23 protein-coding genes and 1 pseudogene are annotated in these 25,256 nt (G+C 69.8%); 8 read left to right on the plus strand and 16 right to left on the minus strand.

What is annotated here, in order from left to right:
- Positions 1-222: 222 nt before the first annotated feature.
- From FRCN3DRAFT_RS45505 to FRCN3DRAFT_RS56375, 3 genes and pseudogenes are all read right to left on the minus strand, one after another.
- Positions 223-1,587 (minus strand): low temperature requirement protein A, encoded by a 1,365-nt coding sequence (locus FRCN3DRAFT_RS45505; protein ID WP_007510193.1) that lies wholly within the window; start codon positions 1,585-1,587, stop codon positions 223-225.
- Complete coding sequence (locus tag FRCN3DRAFT_RS55200; protein ID WP_198536009.1) at positions 1,584-2,120, minus strand: hypothetical protein; 537 nt, start codon at positions 2,118-2,120, stop codon at positions 1,584-1,586. The genes FRCN3DRAFT_RS45505 and FRCN3DRAFT_RS55200 overlap by 4 nt, the downstream gene beginning before the upstream one ends.
- Before the next feature lie 86 nt (positions 2,121-2,206).
- Positions 2,207-2,359 (minus strand): annotated as a pseudogene (locus FRCN3DRAFT_RS56375) (integrase); the annotation flags it as partial.
- 25 nt (positions 2,360-2,384) lie between these two features.
- Here FRCN3DRAFT_RS56375 and FRCN3DRAFT_RS56380 point away from each other — a divergent pair.
- Complete coding sequence (locus FRCN3DRAFT_RS56380) at positions 2,385-2,561, plus strand: DUF6204 family protein (protein ID WP_232794305.1); 177 nt, start codon at positions 2,385-2,387, stop codon at positions 2,559-2,561.
- A 116-nt stretch (positions 2,562-2,677) separates the two neighbouring features.
- Here the strand turns inward: FRCN3DRAFT_RS56380 and FRCN3DRAFT_RS0221150 are convergent, their stop codons facing one another.
- From FRCN3DRAFT_RS0221150 to FRCN3DRAFT_RS0221195, 10 genes are all read right to left on the minus strand, one after another.
- Positions 2,678-3,802: a hypothetical protein gene (locus FRCN3DRAFT_RS0221150; protein ID WP_007510189.1), complete on the minus strand. Its 1,125-nt coding sequence runs from the start codon at positions 3,800-3,802 to the stop codon at positions 2,678-2,680.
- Positions 3,803-4,285: 483 nt separating this feature from the next.
- Entirely contained in the window at positions 4,286-4,627 is a 342-nt protein-coding gene (locus FRCN3DRAFT_RS0221155) for a type II toxin-antitoxin system RelE/ParE family toxin (protein WP_007510186.1), read from the minus strand.
- Entirely contained in the window at positions 4,579-5,112 is a 534-nt protein-coding gene (locus tag FRCN3DRAFT_RS45510; protein WP_007510184.1) for a Zn-ribbon domain-containing OB-fold protein, read from the minus strand. The genes FRCN3DRAFT_RS0221155 and FRCN3DRAFT_RS45510 overlap by 49 nt, the downstream gene beginning before the upstream one ends.
- Positions 5,112-6,320 carry a thiolase C-terminal domain-containing protein gene (locus FRCN3DRAFT_RS0221165; RefSeq protein WP_007510182.1) on the minus strand — a complete coding sequence of 403 codons (1,209 nt, stop codon included), beginning with the start codon at positions 6,318-6,320 and terminating at the stop codon, positions 5,112-5,114. The genes FRCN3DRAFT_RS45510 and FRCN3DRAFT_RS0221165 overlap by 1 nt, the downstream gene beginning before the upstream one ends.
- The gene (locus tag FRCN3DRAFT_RS0221170) at positions 6,317-7,489 is read right to left on the minus strand and encodes an amidohydrolase family protein (protein ID WP_007510180.1); all 1,173 of its coding nucleotides are present in this window, start codon (positions 7,487-7,489) and stop codon (positions 6,317-6,319) included. Before FRCN3DRAFT_RS0221170 ends, FRCN3DRAFT_RS0221165 begins: the two co-directional genes overlap by 4 nt.
- 99 nt (positions 7,490-7,588) lie before the next feature.
- The gene (locus FRCN3DRAFT_RS0221175; protein WP_007510178.1) at positions 7,589-8,086 is read right to left on the minus strand and encodes a nuclear transport factor 2 family protein; all 498 of its coding nucleotides are present in this window, start codon (positions 8,084-8,086) and stop codon (positions 7,589-7,591) included.
- 62 nt (positions 8,087-8,148) lie between these two features.
- Positions 8,149-9,648, minus strand: coding sequence for an aldehyde dehydrogenase family protein (locus FRCN3DRAFT_RS0221180; protein ID WP_007510177.1), 1,500 nt, complete (start codon positions 9,646-9,648; stop codon positions 8,149-8,151).
- 30 nt (positions 9,649-9,678) lie between these two features.
- Positions 9,679-10,782 carry an ABC transporter permease gene (locus tag FRCN3DRAFT_RS45515; protein WP_007510176.1) on the minus strand — a complete coding sequence of 368 codons (1,104 nt, stop codon included), beginning with the start codon at positions 10,780-10,782 and terminating at the stop codon, positions 9,679-9,681.
- Positions 10,783-10,872: 90 nt separating this feature from the next.
- Positions 10,873-12,387 (minus strand): sugar ABC transporter ATP-binding protein, encoded by a 1,515-nt coding sequence (locus FRCN3DRAFT_RS0221190; protein ID WP_007510175.1) that lies wholly within the window; start codon positions 12,385-12,387, stop codon positions 10,873-10,875.
- Positions 12,388-12,505: 118 nt separating this feature from the next.
- Positions 12,506-13,654 carry a sugar ABC transporter substrate-binding protein gene (locus FRCN3DRAFT_RS0221195; protein ID WP_007510174.1) on the minus strand — a complete coding sequence of 383 codons (1,149 nt, stop codon included), beginning with the start codon at positions 13,652-13,654 and terminating at the stop codon, positions 12,506-12,508.
- A 285-nt stretch (positions 13,655-13,939) separates the two neighbouring features.
- Here FRCN3DRAFT_RS0221195 and FRCN3DRAFT_RS0221200 point away from each other — a divergent pair, with 285 nt between their 5' ends.
- From FRCN3DRAFT_RS0221200 to FRCN3DRAFT_RS0221215, 4 genes are all read left to right on the plus strand, one after another.
- Positions 13,940-14,827 (plus strand): TIGR03619 family F420-dependent LLM class oxidoreductase, encoded by an 888-nt coding sequence (locus FRCN3DRAFT_RS0221200; RefSeq protein ID WP_007510168.1) that lies wholly within the window; start codon positions 13,940-13,942, stop codon positions 14,825-14,827.
- Positions 14,828-14,940: 113 nt separating this feature from the next.
- A complete protein-coding gene (locus tag FRCN3DRAFT_RS0221205; RefSeq protein ID WP_007510166.1) occupies positions 14,941-16,071 on the plus strand; it encodes an alcohol dehydrogenase catalytic domain-containing protein in 1,131 nt (376 codons plus the stop codon).
- A 109-nt stretch (positions 16,072-16,180) separates the two neighbouring features.
- Entirely contained in the window at positions 16,181-17,281 is a 1,101-nt protein-coding gene (locus FRCN3DRAFT_RS0221210; RefSeq protein WP_232794099.1) for a phosphotransferase family protein, read from the plus strand.
- 102 nt (positions 17,282-17,383) lie between these two features.
- Positions 17,384-18,214: a FadR/GntR family transcriptional regulator gene (locus tag FRCN3DRAFT_RS0221215; protein WP_051467055.1), complete on the plus strand. Its 831-nt coding sequence runs from the start codon at positions 17,384-17,386 to the stop codon at positions 18,212-18,214.
- Between the two features lie 63 nt (positions 18,215-18,277).
- On the opposite strand, the gene FRCN3DRAFT_RS0221220 is transcribed toward FRCN3DRAFT_RS0221215, so the two are convergent.
- The 3 genes from FRCN3DRAFT_RS0221220 to FRCN3DRAFT_RS0221230 form a co-directional block, all read right to left on the minus strand.
- Positions 18,278-19,459 (minus strand): amidohydrolase family protein, encoded by a 1,182-nt coding sequence (locus FRCN3DRAFT_RS0221220; RefSeq protein ID WP_007510160.1) that lies wholly within the window; start codon positions 19,457-19,459, stop codon positions 18,278-18,280.
- 268 nt (positions 19,460-19,727) lie between these two features.
- Complete coding sequence (locus FRCN3DRAFT_RS0221225) at positions 19,728-20,516, minus strand: SDR family NAD(P)-dependent oxidoreductase (protein ID WP_007510158.1); 789 nt, start codon at positions 20,514-20,516, stop codon at positions 19,728-19,730.
- Between the two features lie 82 nt (positions 20,517-20,598).
- Positions 20,599-21,462 carry an SDR family NAD(P)-dependent oxidoreductase gene (locus FRCN3DRAFT_RS0221230; RefSeq protein ID WP_007510156.1) on the minus strand — a complete coding sequence of 288 codons (864 nt, stop codon included), beginning with the start codon at positions 21,460-21,462 and terminating at the stop codon, positions 20,599-20,601.
- Between the two features lie 484 nt (positions 21,463-21,946).
- Here FRCN3DRAFT_RS0221230 and FRCN3DRAFT_RS0221235 point away from each other — a divergent pair, with 484 nt between their 5' ends.
- From FRCN3DRAFT_RS0221235 to FRCN3DRAFT_RS0221245, 3 genes are all read left to right on the plus strand, one after another.
- Complete coding sequence (locus FRCN3DRAFT_RS0221235) at positions 21,947-23,272, plus strand: CaiB/BaiF CoA transferase family protein (protein ID WP_051467057.1); 1,326 nt, start codon at positions 21,947-21,949, stop codon at positions 23,270-23,272.
- A 130-nt stretch (positions 23,273-23,402) separates the two neighbouring features.
- On the plus strand, positions 23,403-24,629 hold the full coding sequence (locus tag FRCN3DRAFT_RS56385; protein ID WP_007510145.1) for a CaiB/BaiF CoA transferase family protein: 1,227 nt from the start codon (positions 23,403-23,405) through the stop codon (positions 24,627-24,629).
- A 40-nt stretch (positions 24,630-24,669) separates the two neighbouring features.
- Positions 24,670-25,086, plus strand: coding sequence for a Zn-ribbon domain-containing OB-fold protein (locus FRCN3DRAFT_RS0221245; RefSeq protein ID WP_007510144.1), 417 nt, complete (start codon positions 24,670-24,672; stop codon positions 25,084-25,086).
- Positions 25,087-25,256 lie beyond the last annotated feature (170 nt).

Genomic DNA, 25,256 nt, shown 5'->3' on the forward strand with positions numbered 1-25,256 from the left:
CCCACGGCCATAAGAACGACGACGGTGACGAGGACGGGCGGGATCAGCCAGGTCCGTCGGCGGCGGTGCCCCGCGGGGCACCGCCGCCGACGGGAGCCGGGGGGACTACGCCGGAGGGGGTGACGTCGGTGTCGCCTGGCGGCGCGCTGATGACGCCGCCCGGGCGCGTCGACCCCCACCCGCTGCACGCCAGGTCGCATGAACTCGGGCCGGTGTCGGCCCCTATCGGCCGGGTTCCTGGCGGGGTTGCGGGACTGGTTCGGCGAGGTCCGCCGGGGTGAGGTGCGCGAGGCCATCATGGTGGCGGATGACGTCCCGCGCTTTGGCAAGGCGGACGTCGTCGAACGCGGTCACGCCGGCCATCGTCACCGTGACCAGCCCGAGTGCGGCGAGCGCGGGCAGACGGCTCAGCGCGGGGATGATCGCGAGCAGCAGCACAGCGACGACCAGCCTCGGCAGATTCGGCTTTCCGACGTTGCGCCACCGGATGGAACTGACACCAATGAGATACAGCGCCGGTCCCAGCCCGAGCGTCACGGCGGCGAGACCCTTGACCGGATCGGTCAGGTCATGGTCGGTCGTGTCCGCGACATAGCCGGCCACCTTCTTTATGCCGAGCGCGGTCGTCAGGATCCCGAGGACCAACAGGAAATGCAGGTAGGTGTAGGTGTCGCGGGCCATCGCCGACCGGGCGGCGCCGGTTCGTCGGCGCAGGATCCGCTCAGCGACGAGCGCGACGACGTCGAAGTACAGCCACCACATCGTCGCCGACACCGCGATCGCCAGCGCCATCATGGCGAGAACGGCCCAACTCACCGGATACGCCGCGGCGCCGGCGCCGAGGGCGACGACGGACTCGCCCAGTGCCACGATCACGATCAGCCCGTGCCGCTCGGAGAAGTACCCCGGGGCATGCACCCGCCAGCCCTCGCCCGCGGTCACGAAGATGCCGCCGTAGTCGACGGCGAGCGCGGCGAGCCAGATCAAGGTCCGAGTCCCGCCGTCGGCGAATGCGCCGACGACGAGCAGGACCGCGGCCACGGCGACGGGCACGGCCGCAACCACGATCTGGCGCAACAGCGCGGCATCCCCACGCGCCGCTACCGCGTAAACCAGGAGATGCTCGACGCGGACGACGACGATCGCCAGCGCGAGCACCACCGGGGCGTCAAGGCCGCCGGGCAGGTCGTTCCACGCCTCCGGCACCGCCAGCGACGCCGCGGACATCGCCATCATGGCGGCGATCAACGCCGCCCGCAGCACACCTTCGTCTGCCCGCGCCTGATTGCCCAGCCAGGCGTAGCTCATCCAGGCGAACCACAGGATCGCGAGGAGCAGCAGGCCGCGCAGGGCGCCGCGCGCTGTCGGGTCGTCGGCGACCAGCGCGGTCACCTGGGTGAAGGCGAAGACGAAGACGAGGTCGAAGAAGAGCTCGAGGGTGGTGACCCGGTGCGTGGAGTCGGTCGGGACGATCCGGCCCGTCATCCTCACCGGCGCCCGGCGCCGGCCGGCCGGCTGGGCCGGGACGTCCGGGCTGTCGCCACCGGCGGGGCCAGCGGGCGGGGGAGCCTGGTCCGATGCGGTCACGGGTGGAGTCCTCCCACTGCGGTCACCGACAATCGTCGGCCGCCGGGAAACGATCCGCCCGCGGCCGGCGGGCGGGCCAGCGGATCGGTCCGCCCAGATGGGCCGCTGTTCATCGGATCTTCCAACCCGGCCCGGCTACTCATCACGTCCGTTTGCGGTCGGCGGCGGCTCGCTTGCTGGCTGTTTCGGCCCGCGATCGGTCTCATCGGAAGCGCCGTGTGGTCAGATCGGGGCTGGGTCGTCCTCCCGGTTGATCGTGAGGTGCTACTGAAGCTGCCTTCTCCTTGGCCGACGATCTCCGGTTCGACGGGTCGCTGCCCCGCCGGCCAGACACGCACGGCGCGGTAGGGGTAGCCGTCCTGGCCAGGCGCCTCCCAGTCCAGCTCGACCTGCTGCCCGGCATGCAGGCTGCCGTAGCCGCCGATCAGCAGGTGGCCGAACTGGGCCCAGCAACCGCCGGGGGTCTCCGGTGAGTCGATGACTCCCCAACCCCGCTCGTTCGACAACTCCCGAACGGTGCCGCGCGTCGTCACGAGCCGATCATCCCACAACCGCAGCAGGATCGCGGCGGCCCGCCAGCGACCCCGCCGTCCAGCCCGGCCAGCAGCTCCAGGTTGGCGGTCCGCTCGGGCGCGGGGTCGATGCCCACGTCGCGCAGGATCTCCCAGACCGTGGACGGAGCAACCTTGATGCCGAGGACCAGGAGTTCGCCGTGGATCCGCCGGTAGCCCCAGCCGCTGTTCTCCCGGGCCAGCCGCAGGACCAGGGCGCGGCCGTTCTTCAGCTTCCGGTTCCAGATCACCGCCGACTCCGACGCGGAGGCGGCGATCGGCCAGGCCGAAGGCCGCGCGCGGGCCTGGCTGGACGAGCATGGTCACGGCTACAAGCATCTGACGAGCCGGGTCGACGAGGTTCCGCGGACCCCGCCCGGCGCCCGGGCGCGCCGTGAGCAGCGCCGCAACCCGCGCGCCTGACCTGCCCTGAAGTCGATCACCGGGTGGACCCCACCGCGCTGCCGGAACGCGAATGGCGGGAGCTGGCGCCGGCGCTGCGGGACCTCGCCCCGACGCGACAGTGCGCCGCTCCCGCCCTAGCCGACCTTCCCGGTCGGTGGAGGGCATGCGGCCGGTGGCGCATCCGCGAAACCCGTGGCCAGGTAGCCGCCGGCGGCCTGGCGCATGGTGACCCGCAGCCGGTGCCGGATGCCGATCTCCCCGGTGGGCTCGGACTGCCGTATCGTCTCCCGCTCGGTCTCGTCCACGCAGCTGTCCACCGCCACGGCGCCGTTCTCCTGTGACACCCCGGTCACCATCAGATGCAGCGGGCCACGGGTGGACCGGCCCGGGTCGCTCCGGGACTGGTCGAGAATGGTAGTCAGTGTGCCGAGAAACTCCGGGTCAACCCGATCCCGCAGAGCGCTGAACTCGGCGCGGTTGCCTTCCTGGATCGCGGCAAAGGTGGCCCAGAACGCGAGATGATCACGAATCACCGGGCTCGTCGGGTCCACCGCCGCCGCGGTCGTCATGCGCACTGAGCCCGCGACGACGGGAGCAGCAGCCGGGGCCGGGATGTCGGCCGGCTCCCCGGCTGGTGGCGAAGTCCCCGTCCCGTCCCAGGAGGTGAACGCCGCCAGCGCGGACACGAGCTGACGGTCGGTTGGTGCGCTGAACACCTCCGCGCCGGACCACGCGACCTTCACCGAGGTCGGACATCCAGCCGCGGCCGGGTCCACCGGGATGGTGGCGACGACCTTTCCCGAATGCGCCTCGCGCACCGTGATCCGGTAGGAGGTGCGGAAGAACGGCACCCGGTCCTGGCTGCCGATGTCGAACCGGCAGGCGACCTCCGTCGGCGTGCGGTCGGCCCGCTCGGCGCACGCGACAAGCTGGGTCCGCGCCGTCGGCGACTGGAACGGCTCCTGCTCGGCCTGGCCTACGTTGCTCAGCACCCGGATGGGGAACGTCGGCCCGGTGGGATCGTTTCCCTGCTGCTGGCTGAACACTGTCACCGGATGCGGCGCCGGCCCGGAGTAGGGAGGCGCGGAGGTCAGGGCGGTTCTTCCATCGCAGATCTCGCCCAGGCTGCCTGTGTCGACCGGTCCGTCCACGGCGCGAATGTTGCCACCGTCCGTTCCGCCGCCGGCACCACTACTGCTTCCGCAGGCGACGAGGCAGCTGATCGCTGCCACCGCGAGCGCCCTCAACGCCAGCCGCACGCATCTCTCATCCCGCAGCCGACAAATGACCGACCGCTGACTACTCCGTCCAGGAAAGGAGATTCGCACCTTATCAGGTGAATAGAGGGCTGCGGTCACATGCTCAGGGGCCTCGCGTCGCTGATGGGCCGGGTGTCCCGACGGCGTCGTGCGCGCCGGTGGCCGCGGCGAGCCGCGTGCTGGACTCTGCCCGTGCTACCGCCTGCCCGAGACCACCCGGGCAGCTGACCGCCTCGGCCGCGCGCGGGCGCGGAACGTCGTCTTCGCAACGCCGATCGTGGGCAGGTCGAGCGTGACGCCCAGAGCGAGCAAACAGCTAGTTCGGCCGCTGATCCCGGGCGTGCCCCACGCTGCCGCGTTGCTCGGCGAGGGTTCCGAGGTGCTCGGCTTCGACGACGAGAGCCCTCCTCAGCCGGCTCGGACACCGGCCCGACGGCCCGCTCGGCCATCCGCCGACCGCGCAGCCGCGCCCAGTCTCCGCGCTCAGCCGCGGCCCTCGCCTCCCTCACGCCGGTCGTCCTCGTCAGCGGTGTGCCGCTCCGCCAGGCAGCGGGCCAGCGTCCGCTTCGCGCGGTCGACCTGGCCGCGTTCGCGCATCTGGGTCTTGGTCAACACCGTCAGCAGCACGGCCTGTTGCCCCGGGGCCAGCCAGTACGTCACCCGCACCGCCCGGCCGTCCAGGTAGAACCGCGGCTCACGCAGCTTGCCGTCCAGCTGCCGGCTGTACGGCTCACCCAGCAGCGGGCCACGGCTGGCAAGCACGTCCACGTAGAACGCTACGGCCGCAAACTGGCCGGTCGGCAACCGCTCCAGCCATTCCCGCACCTCCGGCTCCAGCTCGAGAGTTCCCCAGGCGGGACGGCACCGACCCCGTCCGCCTCCTCACCCGGCTGGGTGATGTCACCGACCGGTCGCCACTGCGGCACGACCGCGCCCGTGGTGTCGTCGAACCAGACCCGCATGCGCTGGCCCGGAACAAGGTCGGGGGCACCGGGAAGGTGGCCGACGAACCGGACGGACGGGACGTCCTCGAGCTCGACGAGGACCACCGTGTAGGGCACCGGGTACAACGGGTGGACCTGGTGCTCGACGACCGTCCACGAGTACAGGGTTCCGAAACCCGCCACCGGCCGCCAACGGCCGTCCCAGCTTCCACAGGTGTGGCAGTAGGCCCGCGGCAGGTGGAGAACGGCACCGCAGCCCGCGCACACCCGGATGACCAGTTCCTCGCGCCGGGCCGCTTCGAAGAAGCCCCCGGTGTCGGGATCGTCGTCGACCGGGACGAGGTGGGTGCGTCGGATCCGGTCCATCACGCCGCTCGCAGCATCAGCGCGCTGCCCGGCGGCAGCGGGGTCGAGGTGACCAGGCACACCTCGGCGCCCGGGACCTGGGAGGTGGACTCTCCACGGATCTGGCGGACCCCCTCGAGGATGTGGTTCATGCCGTGGATGTAGCCCTCGGACAGGTGGCCGCCGCCGGTGTTGATCGGAATGCCGCCCCCGAGATCGATCTCGCCGCCGGCCACGAACGGCCCGCCTTCGCCCTTCTTGCAGAAGCCCCAGTCCTCGAGCTGGAGCAGGACGGTGATCGTGAAGCAGTCGTAGATCTGGGCGACGTCCACGTCCTGCGGGCCGAGGCCCGCCCGTCGGTACAACGTGCGAGCGACCGAACTAGCCGGCAGCTCGGTGATCGACTTCCGCATCAGGACCGGGAACTGGATTCCGGGCTGCGGGTCGGGCACGCTGCCCTGGGCGACCGCCCGAATCAGGACCGGAGGCTTTCGACAGTCACGGGCGCGGGCGGCGCTGGTCACCACCACGGCGCAGGCCCCGTCGGTCTCGAGGCAGAAGTCGAACAGCCCGAGTGGCCGGGCGATCGGGCGGGCCGACAGGTACTGGTCCATGGTGAGGGTGCGAGCGTGCATCTGCGCCGCGGGGTTCGCGTTCGCCCTGGCCCGGCAGGTGAGCGCGATGTGGCCGATCTCCTCCTTCTTCGTGCCGTACTCGATCATGTGACGCTGGGCCATGACGGCGAAGATCTGCCCGGGAGTGAGCAGCCCGTAGGGAGCGAAGAACTCGTCGTAGCTGCCCCATCCACCTACCTTCGCCCCGCCCGCCTTCGCCTCGGCCGCCGCGGACAGCCCGAACCGGCGCCCCGATCGGCCCCTGAGTTCCCGGAACACGAGGACCGTCGTCGCCTGGCCCGAGAGGATGGCGCCCACCGCCTGCCCGACCATGGCGCACGGCGCCACTCCCCCAGGCCCCACCTCCGCCCAGTAGGTGAGTTCGTCGATCCCGAGCGAGTCGGCCAGGTCGTTGTGCAGGACGGTGTCCATGTCGCAGCGGACGATGCCGTCGATGTCGCCCGGCGTCAGGCCGGCATCCTCGATGGCGGCCAGCGCGGCCTGGGTCGCGAGGGTCAGGTCGCTGCGACCGGCGTCACGCGAGTAGTCCGTGGCGCCGATCCCGACGATCGCGCAGCGGTCGCGGTGCTGGAACTCCTCGTTCGTCGCCGTCATCGGACGCGGTAGAGGCGAGCGGCGTTGTCGTGCAGGATCTTGCGCAGCGTCGCCTCGGGCAGGTCTCCGAAGGAATTGTCCAGGAACTCGTTCGGAGCGACCGCCGTGCTGGCCGGCCCGGGCGACATGCTCGTCGGATGCGGGAAGTCGGTCTCGTAGAGGATGTTGTCGGGGCCGAGCCGCTCGATGGCGTAGCGCGCGTTCTCGGCCTCGAACCAGAAGCAGCCGTAGATCTGCCGGCGGAAGTACTCGCTGGGCAGCAGCTCGTATTCCGGGTGTTCCTTGGCGACTCCGCAGTTCTTCCACTGCCAGTCCAGCGCGTCGAGCGCATAGGGGATCCAGCCGACCCCGCTCTCCACCGACACGAAGTCGAGATTCGGGAACCGATGGCAGATCCCCCCGCACACGAGCTGGGCGATCGTCCGGGCGTTGCTCATGAAGAACGAGACGCCGACGCTGGCGTAGTTCGCGTGCGGGCCGTTGTCCGGGTGCCCGCCCGCCATGGGTGAGAGGTCTCCGGACGCGATGTGGAAGTTGACCGGGAGGCCCATCTCCTCGGCCGCGGCCCACATGGGGTCCCAGTGCCGGTCCGTGAGGACCGGGAGACCGAAGTAGCCGGGGTCCTGGCTGAAGATGACGCCCCGGTGCCCCATGGCCCGGCAGCGCTCCATCTCCGCGATCGTCGCCGAGAGGTCCCAGAACGGCAGCGAGGCCACGGGAAGGTACCGGTCGGGGGCCACGCTCCCCCACTCGACCTGGAAGTCGTTGTACGCGCGCACGCACTCAAGCTGGAGCCCGGCGTCGCGCATCCCGAGGATCTTGCTGGCGTCGAACAGCGCGACGTTCGGGTAGAGCACCTGGGCATGGATGCCGTAGGAGTCCATCCGCTCGAGGCGTAGTCGTGCGTCCCAGGTCACCGGGTCGATGTCCGCCCACCGCCGCGGGTGGTCCGGCGGGTACTCCCCCCACCCGGCCATGGCCGGATTGCCCACCGCGGCGAGTCGCTGGTCGCCGATGAACCAGGCCTCGTCGCCGGCCCGGTCGTCCCAGCGCACATGCGGCACGTCCTGGGCCGATGCACTCGACACCCGGGAGGTCCACAGGTCGGGCGGTTCCACGACGTGCGTGTCGGCATCGATGACCGCGATACCGCGGATGACAGAAGGCATCGGAGCACCTCTCGCGTCGGCTCGGCCGGCCGGCCCCTCCCCCGGGACGAGCCGGCTGGCCGCGATCCACAACGAAGCTCATGAATCATGAGGAATTTGTCAGAGTGCCGGCGGAGTCGACGGGAGGGTCGCGGGACCGCGGCCCCCGACCTCCGCCAGGTAGCCGGTGGAGTCGGTCCTGCGGTCTCCCCACCCGATCTCGAACACGAGCCTGCTGATCCGCCAGCCGTCGGAGCCACGCCGGAGCTGTAAGTGATACCGGCCGACGAGGATGTGCATCGTGCCCGGATTGCCGCCGAACTCCTGGTGGGAGGTGTGATAGACGAGCGCGTCGGCCACGTCGCCGTCGACGTCGACGTGGTACACGCTCAGCAGGTGGTGCTGGTACAAGGCGTCCCGCGTGAACTCGTCGATCCACTTCACGACGTTGTCACCGCCGACGATCGGGTCGGCGTTGCCGTACTGCGCCCACAGGTCGTCGGCGAGCACGGCGCGTATCCCGTCGTTGTCCCGGCGGTCGATGCACGACGCGTACCGGTAGATCGTGTCGGTGATCTCGGTGCGGTCGATGAGTGCCTGGATCGCGTTGTCAGCCATCAGTGTCTCTCCGTTTCCGTCCCGCGCCGGCTGCCCGCCGGGCGTGCCGAAGCAGCGAAAGGTCAGCCGTCTACCTTCATCCACACGCTCTTGACCTGGGTGAAGTCGTCGAGGGACGCGGCGCCGAGGGTCCGGCCGTGGCCGGACTGCTTCACCCCGCCGTAGGGCACGGTCGGGTGGACCATCTGGTAGGTGTTCACCCAGACCGTTCCCACCCGCAATGCGCGGCTGGCACGGTGCGCGAGGCCGAGGTCGTTGGTCCACACGCCGGCGGCCAGGCCGTATTCCGTGTCGTTCGCGATGGCGTAGGCCTCCTCCTCCGAGCCGAACGGCAGGACGCACATCACCGGCCCGAAGATCTCCTCCTGGGCGATCCGCATGTCGTTGCGCACGCCCGTGAACACCGTCGGCTCGTGGAAGAAACCCACCTCGCCGTACCGCTGCCCCCCGAGAGCCAGGTCGGCACCCTCGTCGCGGCCGACAGCGACGTACCGCTGGACCCGTTCCAGCTGCTCCGCGGAAACCAGCGGTCCCACCTCGGTGGCCGGGTCGAAGCCCGAGCCCAGCCGCAGCGCCCGTGAGCCGTCGAGGATCCGCTTGACGACCTCGTCGTGCACGCTCTCGTGCACCAGCACCCGAGAACCGGCGGTGCAGACCTGCCCCGAGGCCCCCCACACCCCGGCCATCGCCGTCGCGGCGGCGGCATCGAGATCGGCGTCGGGGAAGATGATGAACGGGCTCTTGCCACCGAGCTCGAGGCATACCCGCTTCACCCGCTTCGCCGCGGCGGCCTGGATCGCGCTTCCGGTGGCCACCGAGCCGGTGAAGGAGATCGTGTCGACACCGCGGGCCTCGACCAGGGCGGCGCCGACGACCTCGCCGACCCCCTGGACGACGTTGAAGACGCCGGGCGGAATGCCCGCCTCGAGCGCCAGCTCCGCCATCAGGACCGCCGCCATCGGGGTCTGTTCCGCCGGCTTCAACACCACGGAGTTTCCCGCGCTGACGGCGGCGGCGACCATCGCGAAGACGGCCGTCGGCCCGTTCCACGGCGTGATGAGTCCCACCACGCCGATCGGCTCGCGGTGCTGGTAGACGGCGAACTCGGACGGGACCGGCGGAATCGCGCCCTGCAGCTTGGACGGCCAGCCGGCGTAGTAGTCGATGCCGTCAACCGCGAACTGCACGATGAAGCCGGTGTACATCCGCAGCAGGCCGGCGTCGAGCACGTCGATCTCGGCGAACTCGGACCCACGTTCGGCCACGAGGGCCCCGAGCCGACGCAGCCGGCGCTCCTTCTCCAGTGGCGCCAGGTTGCGCCACCGGCCGTCGTCGAAGGCGGCCCGCGCGGAGGCGACCGCCCGGTCCACATCGGCCGCCGACCCGGCCGCCGCGACGGCGATCTGGCTTCCGGTGGCGGGATCGATCACGGGCATGGTCGCCCCGTCCAGGGACGGCACGACCGCACCGTCGACGACGTGGCCGAACAGCGGACGGCGAAGGAGTCGAGCCGTCGTCTCCGAGATCGGGTAGGTGGCGGGGTCGGCCAGTGTGCTGCTCATCCGAATCACCTCAGTTCGATGGATGGATTGTCAGGATGCCGGCTGCCTCGTGGCATCCGCGGCCGCGGCCGCCGCCTGGGTGCGGCGGCTGCGCCTGGTCTGGGATATCTGGCGGCTGGCGAGACCGACGGCGACGAGCAGCGCCGCGCCCTGGAAGAGCGGCTGGATCCAGAATGTCCCCGGTCCGAAGGACAGCTGCAGGCCCTTGACGCCGAAGGCGAGGGCGAAATAGGCGACGAGGGTGCCCCAGACGTTGGGACGGCCGGAGAACTGCGAGGCGCCGAAGAACACGGCGGCCAGCGCCGGGAACAGCAGTCCCGGGCCTGCCTGCTCGCTGTAGGCGCCGACCCGCATCGCGTAGATGATGCCGGCGATCGCGGCTATTCCGCCGGACGCCGCCAGCGACCCGTAGGTGAGCCTGGTGGTCGGCAGACCGGCCAGGCGGGCCGCTTCGGGGTTGCTCCCGACCGCGAACAGGTAGCGCCCCACCGGTGTGTGTTCGAGCACGAACCAGATGACCGCGGCCAGCACGAGCAGGTACAACACGACGATCGGCACACCGAGGACAATCTTTCCCCCGAGCTGTCCGAACCTGTCGGAGAAGGCACCAGTGATCTGCCGGTTGTTCGAGACCTTCAGCGTGACGGCACTGAGGACCTGGCTGACGCCGAGAGTGGCGATCAGCGAGTTGACGCGGAACTTCACGATGATGAGACCGCTGACGAGGCCGATCAGGCAGCAGAGGACCACCGTGCCCACCGCGACGAGGCCGATGGGGATGTCGGTGTTCGCGCCGAACCAGTTCATCATGACGAGAGACGTACCCATCATCGCCCCGACCGACAGGTCGTACGTCCCGGCGGCGAGGGGGATGAGGAACGCCAGGGCAACGACCGCGGTGACCACCCCCTCGCTGAAGGTGATGCGGAAGGTGCTGGCGGTCAGGAAGAGATCGGGTTTCAGCGCCCCGAAGACGATGACGAAGAAGGCCAGCAGAAACAGCGCGCTGTAACGCCCCAGCACCGCGCTGATCGGTTGGCGGAACCGCGGTACTGATTGCGCGCCGGCGTGCCCGGCGCTGTCGTCGCTGTGTCCGCCGTCAGCTTTGGGGCGGACGCTGGCCTGGGTTGACATGGGCCTACCTCGGAGACTGGATGGCAGGATCTGAACGACGGGGATCTGAACGGCGGAGGTGGTGCTGGGCGGCGACGAGGTCCGGACGCGTCATGCCGCGGTCGCCGCTACCTGGGCAAGGTCGATGGCTTCCGGACTGAGGTCGCGGCCGCGGCGGATCTCCCGAGCCACCCGCCCGTGGCTCATGACGAGCACCCGGTCACAGAGGCGGGCAAGTTCGGCGCTGTCCGTCGAGACCAGGAGGACCGCCAGGCCGGACTCCGTGCTGCGCTCGATGATCTGGTGCACGGCGTCCCGCGCCTTGATGTCGATGCCCGCGGTCGGGTCGTCCAGGACGAGCGCCTTCGGTTCCAGTCGCAGCGCCCGGGCGACGAGCACCTTCTGCTGGTTCCCACCCGACAGACTGGTGATCGGGACGTCGGCACCGCGGGTCACGATGCCGAGCTCCTCGATCCACCCCTGTACCTCGCGACGCTCGGATCGAGCGTCGATCCGGCCGCGGCGCACATGGCGCCGCAGGGATCCCACGGTCAGGTTGTGGCGGACCGTCATCGACGGGAACGTGCCGTACCGTGCCCGCTCGCCCGGCACGAACGCCAGGCCCGCGGCCAACGCGGCCGCCGGGGCCGCCGGCGCGACGGCGGCCCCGTCGACGAGCACGCCCCCGGTACGGGGCAGCCGGCCGCTCACCATCGCCCCGAGTGCCTCACGCCCGGATCCCGTGAGGCCGGCGATCCCGACGATCTCACCCCGCCGGACCGTGACCGACACCGACCGGACCGTTCCTCCGGCGACCCCGTCGAGGTGGAGAACACCCGGCTCGGTCGAGGCCACCGTCTCGTCACGCCCGGTCGATATCGTCAGGTCGTGGCCGACGATCAGCCTCGTCAGGCCGTCGTGGTCAACGCCCGCCCCGGCGGTCGAGGTAACCCTGCGCCCGTCTCGCAGCACCGTGATCTGGTCGGCGACGTCCAGGACCTCGTCGAGGTGATGGGACACGAGCAGGATGCTGTTGCCGGCCGCCCGCAGCCGCCTGATCGTGGCCAGGAGGCGCTCCACCTCGTCCGCGGGCAGGGACGCGGTGGGCTCGTCGAGCACCAGCACCGCTCTGCCCAGGGCGGGGTCGGGCAGCGCCCGGGCGATCGCGACTCCGGTGCGGTCCGCCAGTCCCAGCTCTCCGACCGGCCGGCGCACGTCGGTCTCCAGGCCCACCCGCGCCAGCATCTGCCCGGCCAGCAGCCGGGCCTCCCGCCAGCGAATACGTCCCGGGAAGGCCCTTGGATAGGGCCTCGTCAGCATCAGGTTCTCGACGATGCTGAGCTCCAGTACCAGGCCGAGGTCCTGGTGGACGAAGCGGATCCCCCCGTCGTGCGCCGCCGATGCCGACCCGAGCTGCAACGGCCGGCCGGCCACCGACGCCGAGGCTCCCGGATCCGGCTGGTGGTAGCCCGCCAGAACCTTGATCAGGGTTGACTTGCCGGAGCCGTTCTGCCCGACGAGGGCGTGCACCTCCGCCTCGCCGAGGACGAGGTCCACCCGGTCCAGTACCACCTGACCGGAAAACGTCTTGGACAGGTTGCGGATCTCTAGGGCTGGCTCATTCATCCGTTCTCCTACGACACGGCCACGACGGCACCGGAAACCGGCCCATCGGGGAGCCGGTGGGATCCGCCGGCGGCGCAAAAGTGCTTCGACCCCGCGCCGCCGGCGGAAAGGACTCCGGTCAGACGCCCCACAGCTTCTTGAGTGTGTCCTTGAAACCTTCCGGCCCAGGCCAGCCGTGCTCTAGGCCCACGAGATCCTTCGCCAGCTCCGGTGAGTCCACGAGGTAGAACGGCGGCACGGCGGCCGCGCGCTCGTCCTTGAGCGACCACTTGTTGACCGAGAGCCGGGCCATCTGGTCCGTCATGGTCCACATGGCGAACTCCTCCGGAAGCGCGCTCCACGCCGCCGAGGTACCTTTCGCCACCTCGGCGAACTGCGGCTGGTTCCCCTGCGTACCGACCAGCTTCACCCTGTCGGTCAATCCGGCCGCCTTCAGCGCGGCGGGCACCCCGCCCTCAAGTCCGTTGTAGGTGAAGTAGACGTAGTTGATGTCGGGGTGCGCCTGCAGGTAGGAGGTGACGTTCTGCGGGACGGCGCCGCCGGCGAGGTCGTTGACCGTGACTTCCAGCTTGTCCAGCTTGCAGCCTGCGCAGTTCTTGCCCAGCTCCGCCTTGACCGCGTCCACCTGGGCGGTCAAGATCGGGTAGGAGGGGATTGTCACCGCCAGGATCTTCGCCGACCCGCCAGAGTCCACCGTCATCCAGTCCGCCATCGCCTGGCCATAGACGTTGGACGCGGTCGCGTCGTAGCAGTCCGAGTAGAGGTTGTTCTCCGGGCCTTGCGGCACGTCGGTGTTGTAGCACTGGAAGAGTGGGATCCCCGCGGACTTCGCCTCGTCCATCTGCGGCTTGTAGAGGGCGATCGGGATTCCGGTGATGCTGATGTAGTCAACCTTGGCGTCGATCGCCTGCTGGATGGCCGCGCCGAAGTCGCCGCCACTCGCGCTGAACGTCACCAGATCCCAGCCCAGCGCGCCGGTGGCGTCCTTCATGAACCCGGCGAGAGTCGCGCAGTTCGGGTCCGCGCACTGGATGAAGGCCACCTTCTTCTTCGGCGGCACCGCACCCAGCGGCTCGTCCTGCACGATGCTGGTCGGCACGGACGAGTACTTGTCCGCGACGGCCTGCGCCGCCGCCACGTTGGCGGAGGCCGCGCCCGATGCACTGGCGCCGCCCCCGTCGGACGAGTCAGAGCTCCCACACGCCGCCAGCACGGCGACGAGTAATCCGGCGACCAACGCGGTCGCGCGTCGAGCGGAAGTGCGCATGCTGTAACCCCCAGTGTTGCACTGTTACCGGAACGTCGTTGGAAGTGTGGTCACCGGGTCATCGTCGTTGCTCACCGTTATCGTTTGGGCCCCCGCAGCCGCGGCAAGGGGGGCCCGTCCACCGACGGGGGCTGCGCGTCCCGTCCCGGCGGCTCCGGCCGTGACCCAGGTCACGGACACCATAAACATCATGAGGAATCATGGCAAGGGGTCCAAGCAAGCTCTTGCGACGATTCCTCATGACGTTTAAGGTGCCGGCGTGAGCTTCGACACGGTAGCAATCCGGTGAGCATCGGCCTGACGGTGTACGGCCTGCACCCCCGGGACCTGCTGGACCTGGCCGTTGCCGCCGACGAGCTCGGCTTCGACGCGATCTGGCTGGGCGAGCACGTCGTGCTGCCCTGGGGGTACTCGAGCGAGCACCCGACCAACGACGAGACCACCCCTCAGCACATCGCCGGACCGATCATCGACACGGCCACGGAGCTGGTGGCCCCGCTGCCGGCCCTGGCCGCGGCCGCGGCGGTCACGACGAGCCTGAAGCTGGCGACGGGCATCTACCTCCTTCCGCTACGGCATCCACTCGTCACCGCCCGCGCGGTGCACACGGTGCACGAGATCTCCGGGGGCAGGTTGATGCTGGGGGTCGGGTCGGGCTGGCTGCGGGAGGAGTTCGACGCGCTCGGGGTCCCGTTCCAGGGCCGCACGGCCGCCCTCGAGGAGGCGCTGGGAGTCCTCCGGTCGGCCTTCGCGGGCGGGCCGTTCGACAGCCCCGGCCCCCGCTTCCCCTTCGGCCGGGTCCAGGTCAGCCCAGAGCCGGTGGACGTCCCACTGGTGCTCGGCGGCAACTCGGAGAAGGCGCTGCGGCGGGCCGTCCGGCTCGGGGACGCGTGGTTCAGCTCGGGCACCCCGTCCTTCGAGGACGCGGTACGCCTGCGTGACCGCATCGCGCAGCTGTGCGCCGAGCAGGGCCGCGACCCGCTGCGCTGCTACTTCCGTACCGAGAAATGGGACGCCGAGACGATCGGCCGCTACCACGCCGAGGGAATAACCGATCTCGTCATCTGGGCCGACCAGGTGTGGCCATCAGGAGACCTCGCGGAGAAACGGCGCAGCCTGTCCCGGGCGGCCGAACAGCTCGGACTGGAACCTCCGACCAGCACCCTTGACTAGAACGCAGCCGTCCGCGACACGTCACGAGGGACCGACGGGGGGACCTACAGGGAACCCCACACGGGACTCACGAGAAGTAGTGACGAGAAGACCGACGAGAGGACGGCGTCCGGATGCGGACACGCGCGGCCGTGCTGTGGCCCGGCCAGTCGACCTGGAGCACCGAGGAGATCACCCTCGATCCGCCCGCGTCCGGCGAGGTCCTGGTCCGGCTGGTGGCCACCGGCCTGTGCCACAGCGATCATCACCTGCTCGCCGGCGGATACCCCGGCATGCGGCTGCCCATGGTGGGCGGGCACGAGGGAGCCGGCGTCGTCGAGGCCGTCGGGCCGGGAGTGCGCGGGGTCCGGCCCGGCGACCACGTCGTGCTCAGCGTTCCCGTCCCGCCCTGCGGCGCGTGCGCGGCCTGCCTCGGCGCGCTCCCCCACCTCTGCGAACGCGGCGCTCTGACGGGCACGGGATTCCAGATCTCGGATGGCACCGCCAGGCATCACGCCCGCGGCGGGGACCTGGGCGTCTTCGTCTTCCTGGGCACCTTCGCCGAACACACGGTCGTCCACGAGACGAGCTGTGTCGTGGTGGACCGCGCGATCCCCCTCGAGATCGCGTGCACCATGGCCTGCGCGGGGACCACCGGGTGGGGAGCGGTCCTGAACACGGCCGAGGTCCGGCCCGGCGACCTGGTCGTGGTCGTCGGCGTCGGCGGGATCGGCGCCAATGCCATCCAGGCCGCCCAGTTCGCCGGCGCCCGCGCGATAGTGGCCGTCGATCCCGTCCCGTTCAAGCGCGCCGTCGCGGCGAGACTCGGCGCGGTGGCCGCGGCGCCGAGTCTCGCCGACGCACTGTCCGTCGTCCGAGACATGACGGAGGGTCGGATGGCGAACCACGTCATCATGGCCGCGGCGGTCGGTGACGGACGGCAGCTCGAATCGGCGCTTGCCCTGGTCGGCAAGCGCGGGCGGGTCGTCGTGGTGAACGTCCACTCCGCCGACGAGAACGTGGCCACCGTCAGTCTGCGGAACCTGCAGAGCCTGGAGAAGCAGGTCGTCGGATGCCTCGCCGGCTCCTGGGACGGGCGGCGGGGAATCGGCTTTCTCGCCGATCTCTACCTGCGGGGCCGCTACGACCTCGACCTCGTCGTCACCCGCCACTACGACGGTCTCGACGCGTTGCCGCAGGGATATCGAGACCAGGCCGACGGTGCCGTGGTCCGGGGAGTGATCCGACTCTCCGACGGTTCCTGACCGGGCGCTCCCAGCGGTGGTTGGAGCCAGCCGGCAGCGTGCTCTCCTGGCGCGGTAGAGAGGTTATGTCATGATGAATGCTCCAAAGCGCGACGGGGAGGGAGCGAACGTGGCCGTGCGGCACGGCACGCTGGACAATCCGCCGGAGCTGGCGCCGGTCCGGCCGGGCGAGGAGCTGCCGTGGGACCAGCTGGTCGACTACCTGGTGCCCCGGTTGGCCGAACAGGGGCTCGACGTGCCCGCGGAGCTGTCCGTTCGACAGTTCCCGAACGGCTCGGCGAATCTCACCTACCTGCTGTCGTTCGGCGACGTCCGGCTGGTGCTGCGCCGGCCGCCCTTCGGCGAGATCGCGCCGGGCGCACACGACATGCGGCGCGAGTACCGCGTGCTGTCCAGGCTGTGGCAGCGGTATGACCGAGCGCCCCGCGCCTTTCTGTTCTGCGACGACCACGACGTCGTGGGCAGCGACTTCGTGGTCTCCGAATACCGGTCGGGGGTGGTGATCTGGGGGGCGCTGCCCGCATCGATGCGCGGGCTACCCGACGCGGCCCGCCGGGTCGGCCTCGCCACCGTCGACGCCCTCGCCGACCTGCACCTTGTCGACCCGGCGGGCTGCGGCCTGGGCGACCTAGGCCGGCCCGAGGGCTATCTCACCCGCCAGGTCACCGGATGGCGCCACCGCTGGGAACTCGTGGCCGCCCCCGACTCCGACGCGGCGATGACCGAGACCGGCGAGCGGCTCGAACGCACGCTCCCGCCCTCGCCGGTGCCGGCGATCCTGCACAACGATTTCAAGATTGACAACTGCCAGTTCACGCTGGGGGAGCCAGACCGGGTGGCGTCGGTGTTCGACTGGGACATGGCGACCCTCGGCGATCCGCTGGCCGACCTCGCCACGCTGCTGGGGTACTGGCCCGATCCGTCCGACACCCCGGACGACCACGCGCTGCACGTGCCCGGCCTCGAGGCCCTCGGCCTGCCGACACGCGCCGAGATCATCGAACGATATGCGGCCCGGACCGGTGCCGACGTGTCACGGATCTCCTGGTACCAGACCTTCGCCAGCTGGCGGACCGCCGTCGTGTGCCAGCAGCTCTACCACCGTTATCTCCGGGGTGACAGCACCGACGAACGCATGGTCGCCCGCGGCGAGAGCGTTCCGGGGCTCGCCGCCCGCGCTCTTCGCATGGCCCGAGAAGACCTGGCATGAGCGGCGAGTCTGCTGGTGCCGCCGAACTGCCCGAACGCCGCGGCGACTTCTCCGAACCGCCACGGCATGATCGATCGCCGGGAACGGCGGTAGGCTCACATGATGCCTGATCGTCGTAACGTCGATGCGTCGCGTAGTCGTGTGGCCAGTCGTGATCTGCCGCTGTCACGAGGATGCATCGCGATCGGCTCGGGCGATGCCCTGATGCGCCGCCTCAAGACGTCCGAGAAGGTGGCCCGCGACATCGTGCACGACATCATTTCGAATGGTCTGCGGCCCGGAGACGGTCTGCCATCCGAAGCCGCGATGCTCCGGCAGTACGAGGTGAGCCGCGAATCCCTTCGGGAGGGCCTGCGCCTGCTCGAGGTGCAGGGGCTGATCACCATTCGGCGCGGACCGGGTGGCGGCCCGGTGGTCGGCACCGTCGATCCGGCCAATCTCGGCCGGATGTCGACGCTGTATTTCCACATGGCGGGCGCGACCTATGACGAGCTCTTCGACGCGTGGTCGCTGGCCGAATGCATGCTCGCCGAACTCGCCGCCCGTAACCCCGACCGCGAGGCCCGGGTCGCGGCCATGGCTCCGTACCTTGCGCCATCGAGCGCCGAGGACGTGGCGTCCGAAGACCTGGAGGAGTTCGTAGCGGAACAGGGCCGTTTCCACGGCGTCGTCGCCTCGCTGGTCTCCAACCGCGTGCTCGAACTGATCCTGCAGACCATGGGTCTGATCGTCAGCCACCACGTCGCCTCGACCGACGACCCGCGGGTGCTGCACGACCTCATCGCCGAGGGGCATCGCCAGCTCGCCAAGGAGATCGCGACCGGGCACCCCAGGGCCGCACGCACGCTGATGGAGGAGCACATCGGCGAGATCAGCGCCTACAACCGCGAGCGGCTGGGCTCGAAGGTCAACGATCTCATCGAGTGGCACTGACGCAGGGCTGACCCACCGGGAGGAGATCCGACCGGCGGACCCGCCGCCGGTCGGATGACTCGCTCAGTCGAGGTGGTAGATACGCGCGGCGTTGTCGTGAAGGATCTTGCGCAACACATCCCGCGGCAGGTCGGACAGTGCGCCCTCGATGAAGTGGTCGGGCCGCACCGCCGCGGTCGCGGGGCCGGGCGACATGCTGGTCGGATGCGGGAAGTCCGTCTCGTACAGGATGTTGTCGGCGCCGAGGAGCTCGATCGCCTGCTTGGCGGTCTCGTTCTCGAACCAGAAGCAGCCGTGGATCTGCCGCTGGAAGTACTCGCTCGGCAGCAGGTCGTACTCCGGGTGCTCGAGCGGCACGCCGCAGTTCTTCCACTGCCAGTCCAGGGCGGCCAGCGCGTAGGGGATCCAGCCGACGCCGCTCTCGACGGAGACGAAGTTCAGCCGCGGGAAACGGTGGCAGATGCCGGCGCAGATGAGGGTCGCGATGGTGCTGGCGTTGCCCATGAAGAAGGAGACGCCGACGGAGGCGTAGTTCGCGTGCAGCCCGTTGCTCGGAATGTTCTTCTCGATCAGCGACAGGTCACCCGAGGCGATGTGGAAGTTGACCGACTGGCCGACGTCCTGCGCGGTGGCCCAGAGTGGATCCCAGTGCGGGTCGGCGAGCATCGGCAGCCCGAAGAAGTCGGGCTGCTGCGCCATGATGATGCCCCGGTGGCCGGCCGCGGCCGTCCGCTCGACCTCCCGGCAGGTCGCCTCGATGTCCCAGAACGGTAACGCGGTCATCGGCAGCAGGCGGCTCGGGTCCGCGCTCGCCCATTCCGTCTGCCAGTCGTTGTAGGCCTGGATGCAGCGCAGCATCAGCTCCGAGTTCTTCAGCCCGAGGAACTTCCCCATCCCGAACCCGGCCACGTTCGGGTAGAGCACCTGCGCCCAGATGCCGTACTCGTCCATCCGCTTCAACCGCTCCGGTGCGCTCCAGAGCGCCGGGTCGACGTCCGCCAGCCGCCGCGGGTGCTTTGGCGGGTACTCGTGCCATCCGGCCATCGCGCCGCCGGCGGTCGCCGACAGGCGCTCGTCACCGAAGTACCACGCCTCCTCCTGGAGCTCGTCGTCCCAGCGGGCGTGCGGCACCAGATTGCCCCACTTCTTCGTGGAAAGTCGCGAGGTCCACAGGTCGGCGGGTTCGATGACATGCGTGTCAGTGTCGATCACCTTGATGTCGTCGATGACAGGCGACACGGCCATAGGTCAGCCTCCTGGAGGTCCGGGAAACAGCGGAAAGCCCCAGGGACGGGCTGTGTGCCAACGCGTCAACCCAGGTACAGTTTTAGGCTATTCCTCATGAGGAAAACGAGCAAGGCGCGCGGTCGCCACCGCCGGTCATCGGTACCGGCGGTGGCGACGCCTTCTCGGCCGCGCTACGGTCCACCCACGAACGCACCGCCGGGCTGCCCGGGCGGGTTCCTGGGTCAGGTGACCCACCGCTCGCTCGGACGGGCTCGGTTCCCGGCCCTCAACCCGCGTAGGGCACGACCGCCTGGCCTCCGTCCACGGGGAGCACCGCGCCGGTGGTGAAGCTCGACCCGGGTCCGGCGAAATACAGCGCCGCACCGACGATCTCGCCTGGCCGGCCGCCCCGGCCCAGCGGGAACCGGGCAGCCATCTCCTCGAACGCGGGCATGTCCCAGGCCTTGCTGATGTCGGTGAGGAACGGCCCGGCCATGATGGTGTTCACCCGGACCGACGGCCCGAACGCCTGGGCGAAGCCGGCGGTCAGGACGTTGAGACCCGCCTTGGCCGCGGCGTACGGGAGGTCGGTCGGCGTGGGCCGGACCGACGCGACGCTGCTGATGTTGATGATCGAGCCGCCGCCGGAGGCGGCCATCCGGGCGCCGACGAGCGCGGTGAGCCGGAACGGCCCCTTCAGGTTGACTCCGATGACCTTGTCGAAGAGTTCCTCGCTCACCTGGTCGAGGCTGGGGTAGAGCGGTGCCATGCCGGCGTTGTTCACCAGGATGTCGAGTCCGCCGGCCTCGTCGTAGACGGCGTCCACCAGCCGACCGAGGCCGTCCCAGTCGCCCACGTGCGTCGGATACGAGAAGGCGCGGACGTCGGTGGTCTTGCGCACCTCGTCGGCAAGCGCCTCGCATGCCTGCGCCTTCCTGCTGACGATCGCCACGTCGGCGCCTGCCTCGGCGAACGCCAGCACCATCTCCCTGCCAAGCCCCCGGCTACCACCCGTCACCAGGGCCAGCCTGCCCGCGAGTGGCCGGTCGCCGCCCGCCGCCTGATCCCGTAACACCTCGTCGTCTCCTTCTCTGGACCCAGGACCGTCGGCCCGGGAACTGATGATCAGGTCTGTGTGGCGTGGAGCGCAGCGGGCCTCACCACAGGGACTCGCCGCCGTCGACGACGAGGCTGACGCCGGTGACGAACCGGGCGGCCGGACTGCACAGGTACACCGCCGCCGCCGCCATGTCCTGCGCGGTGCCCGCCCGGCCGAGCGGTACCGACGCCGACGCCTCGGCGAAGACCTCCGGATTTCCCTCCAGCGCCAACGGGGTCGCGGTGATGCCGGGGAGCAGCGCGTTGACCCGGATCTGGCGGCTGGCCAGCTCGTAGGCGGCGACCCGGACGAGCTGGTTGAGACCCGCCTTGGTGACCGAGTACGCGAGACGCCCGGGACGGACGCCGAGCGAGCGGATCGACGAGACGACCAGGATGGCGCGGTTCGCGCCGCCGTCCGCCGGCCCGTCGTCCGCCGGGCCGCCGTCCGCCGATCCACCGCCGGCCAGCATCGCCTGCGCCGCCCGCTGGCAGCCGAGGAAGGTCCCGGTGAGGTTCAGCGCGATGGTCTGGTTCCACTCCTCGAGCGGGATCTCGAGGAATGGCCGCATGATCCCGCTGCCCGCGTTGGCGACGTAGACGTCGAGGCGGGGGAAGGTGGCCTGGATGGCACCGAACAGCTGCTCGATCGAGTCGGTGTCGCTGGTATCCGCACGGGTGGTCACCACGACCTGGTCGGCGCCAGCCCGCCTGCGCAACGCGTCGCCAGCTCGATCGAGATCGTCGGCGTTACGGGCAACGATCATCACGTTCGCTCCGGCGGCGACGAAGCCCTCCGCGATGCCGAGGCCGATCCCCTTGCTTCCACCGGTCACCACCGTCCAGAGACCGTCCAGTCGGTGATCCGCCGGCTCCGCCGCTCGTCCGCGCTCCGCGAGCAGCGCCCCGTTGACATCGTTCATGGCCTGGGCCTCCCTGCCGGCGCGCCGGGCGGCACGGCCATGGCGCGAGGCCGAAGATTCGTCATTGATGCCTCACTCTCCCCGGCCAGAGACAGCGGCCGTTCCCCGGGGCCCGAGGCGGCGGCGCGCCGCCGACTCCCCAGCTCCCGGCGCCGGCCTGCCTCATGACCATCCGAGCGCTTGCGGTCTTTCATCATGAGAAATAGAGTGTAACGTGTCACACGGCGCGGGTGCATCACTCGCGCATCCGGCCAGTGTCGGCCGCTCAGCCGTTTCCGCGGGGCCACCCGGGTGGCCAGTCGCTGTCGCTGTCGCCAGCCGCCCGACGTGTGCAATCGACCACGAGGAGGACGAGGTGGAGGTTGGGCAGGTCTGTCCGGATGGAGGGAGCGGTGCCCTCCGCTCGGGTGATCGCACCGAGCGCCGGGCCATCGGGTCCACGCGGATCGGAAGCCGCCTGGACCCCGATCTGCCGCGCTCGTCGATGCTGCCTGAAGGTGATGGAACACGTACCGATCCGTTGGTCGACGACGGCACCCGACGGCCGCGGACACGGCGCGGGCCACTCTCCGGAATCCGGGTAGCCGACTTCTGCTGGATGGGCGTCGGCTCGGTGGCCACGCGGATGCTGGCCGACTTCGGCGCCGAGGTCATCAAGATCGAGAACCGTGCCCGCCTGGACACGCCGCGGCGCCTTCCCATCTACAAGGACGATCCCCGGTCCTACGGAAACGAGGACCCGAACCCGGACCCGAACAAGGGCGGCCTGTTCAACAACTACTGCCGCAACAAGCTCGGCGTCACCATCAACATGCGCTCGCCGCGGGGCCACGAACTGGCCGAGAAGCTGATCGCGAAGAGCAGCGTCGTGACCGAGAACTTCGCTCCCGGGGTCATGGAGCGATGGGGGCTGACCTACGAGCGGATCCAGGAGCTCTCCCCGGAGGCCATCTACGCGCACATGAGCGGGTTCGGCCAGACCGGCCCGCACAGCTCCTACCGCAGCTACGGCCCAATTGTCCAGGCGGTCAGCGGCCTGACGTTCATCAGCGGGCTTCCCGACCGGGAACCGTCCGGCTGGGGCTTCTCCTATATGGACAACCAGGCGGCCTACTACAACAGCGCCGCGCTGCTCATGGCCATCATGCACCGTAACGCGACCGGAAAGGGCAACCAGATCGATGTCTCGGCCGTCGAGGCCGGCGTCAGCCTGCTCGGTCCCGACCTGCTCGACGTCATCGTCAACTCACGGCCGACCCGGCGCCCCAGCTTCCCACCGGGTAACCGCCTGCAGTATCCACAGGCCGCGCCGCATGGCGTGTACCCGTGTACCGGCGAGGACCGGTGGGTCGCCATCGCGGTCTTCGACGACGCCGACTGGGAACGGCTCGTCGAAATCATGGGCAGCCCGGCCTGGGCGTCCGCTCCCCGCTTCGGGAGCCAGCAGGACCGGTTCGACAACCAGGATGCGCTCGACGGCCACCTGTCGGAGTGGACGAGAAGCCGCGAGCCGCACGAGGTGATGCATCTGCTGCAGCGCGGTGGCGTCTGTGCCGGGGCAGTTCAGGATGCGCGTGATCTGAACGAGGTCGACCCGCAGGTCGCGCACTACGACCTGTTCTTCGAGCTCGACCATCCCGTGATCGGGCCTGCCCGCTTCGAAGGCAATCCGATGAGGTTCTCGCGCATCGAACAGGACAACTGGCGCTCGGCCCCGCTGCTCGGCGAGGACAACTCCTACGTCTTCACCGAGATCCTCGGCCTCTCCGACGACGAGGTGCGCGAACTCGCCGCCGTGGGCGCGATCTAGCCGGGGCGCCGGTCGCGAACAACGAGCCTTTTCCATACAACAGGATCCGACGGGAAGGCAAGGCGCCTGACGGAGTGCCGGAAAAGGCTCAACAGCTGATCATTTGTTTCGGCCATATGAAAGGCCAGAAATGAGCGAAACCGACGGGCGGGGTGCCGCGCCCTACACGGGGCTCGTCGTCGTCGAACTAGCTGACGACCCCGCCGGCGAACAGACCGGAAAGCAGCTTGCCGAGCTCGGCGCCGACGTCATCAAGGTGGAACCACCAGAAGGATCGCGGTCCAGGCGGACCGGGCCGTTCGCCAGGGACGTCGTTGGGGTCGACACCAGTCTGACGTTCTGGACGTACAACGCCGGCAAGCGCAGCGTCATCCTCGACGGGTCCGCCTCCGGCCGAGCGGCCCTGCGGGCCCTGATCGCCAAGGCGGACGTCCTGCTGGCCACTCTGCGGCCGAGCGAGCTCGCCGCGGCCGGGCTGGACTACCAGCAGCTGCTCGAGACCCACCCGCGCCTGGTGATCATGTCGGTCACCCCGTTCGGCCTGGAGGGCCCATGGGCCGGCTACCGTACGTCCGACCTCGTCGGACTCGCCGCGGGTGGCCCGCTGATGAGCTGCGGCTACGACGATCACTCGATTCCGCCGATCAGGCCTGGCGGCAACCAGGGTTATCAGACGGCGGCGAGCTTCGCCCACTGTGGCCTGCTGCTGGCGTTGATCGAGCGGCAGCAGACCGGCACCGGCCAGCTGGTGGACGTGTCGATGCACTGTTCGCTCGCCGTCAGCGGCGAGCTGGCGAACCCGTACTGGTTCTATCCCAAGGTCCTGGTGCAGCGGCAGACCAGTCGGCATGCACAGCCGGAAATGACGCAGCCGGCGCTGTTTCGCTGCGCGGACGACCGATGGATCTATTTCGCGCTCATCCTGGCCGAGCAGAAGCCGTGGGAGGCCCTGGTCGATTGGATGGCCAGCCTGGACCTGGCTGTGGACCTGACCGATGCCGAATATTCAGACCTGACCTACCGGCAGCAGAACTTCTATCACGTGCAGGAGCTCATCGAGGTGTTCTTCCTCCTCATGGACTCCGCCACGGCCTACCACGAGGGGCAGCGGCGCGGCCTGCCCATCGGGCCGGTGCAGGCGCCGGAGGACCTGCTCGACGACCCCCATCTCGCGGCACGGAACTTCTTCGCGCCGTTCTCCGATGACCAGGGGGCCACCGCGCTTGTTCCCACCAGCCCCTTCCGGTTCTCCTCGTTCGCCGTCCCGTCCCCCAGGCGTGCTCCGAGACTGGGCGAGAACACGGCGGAGATCCTCGCCGACCTGGGCGAGGCACAACATCGCGGGATACCCGGGTGAGGCGTGGACCTGGGTTCATCGGACGAGGAGGAAGCGAAGCGTGACGAAGAGCCGACCGATCGACGACGGGCTTTTCATCCAGACCGACGACGGCCCGCGGCTCGTCGGCAGCAGCTGCCGGTCCTGCGGGACGACGACGTTCCCGCGGCAGCAGTCGTGCCCGAAGTGCACCCGGGTGGACATGGCCGACAGCGTTCTGCCCCGCCGTGGCGCCCTCTGGTCGTTCACCGTTCAGGGCTTCCGGCCCAAGCCGCCCTACGCGGGCCCGGCCGAGTTCGTCCCGTACGGCGTCGGATACGTCGAGCTGCCCGGCGCGGTCCTCGTGGAGGCGGTGCTCACCGAGAACGACCCGGAGCGCCTGCACATCGGGGACGAGATGGAGCTGGTTCTCCGGCCGCTGCGGCGCGACGAGGACGGAACCGAGGTCCTCACCTTTGCGTTCGCACCAGCCCGCTAACAGGCCGAAGGGCCCGCGATCATAGCGGGTCCCATCGGATCGCTCGCTTCGCTCCCGATCCGATGGGCTACGTGCGGCCGCACGCCCGGAGGCCGCGGTCCCAGTGACGTGAGAGGGGAACCTGCGATCGCCCGGGCATCCGGGCCGTTCTTCAAGGAAAGGGGCACGTC

It is taken from the genome of Pseudofrankia saprophytica, from assembly GCF_000235425.2.
GTDB lineage: Bacteria > Actinomycetota > Actinomycetes > Frankiales > Frankiaceae > Pseudofrankia > Pseudofrankia saprophytica.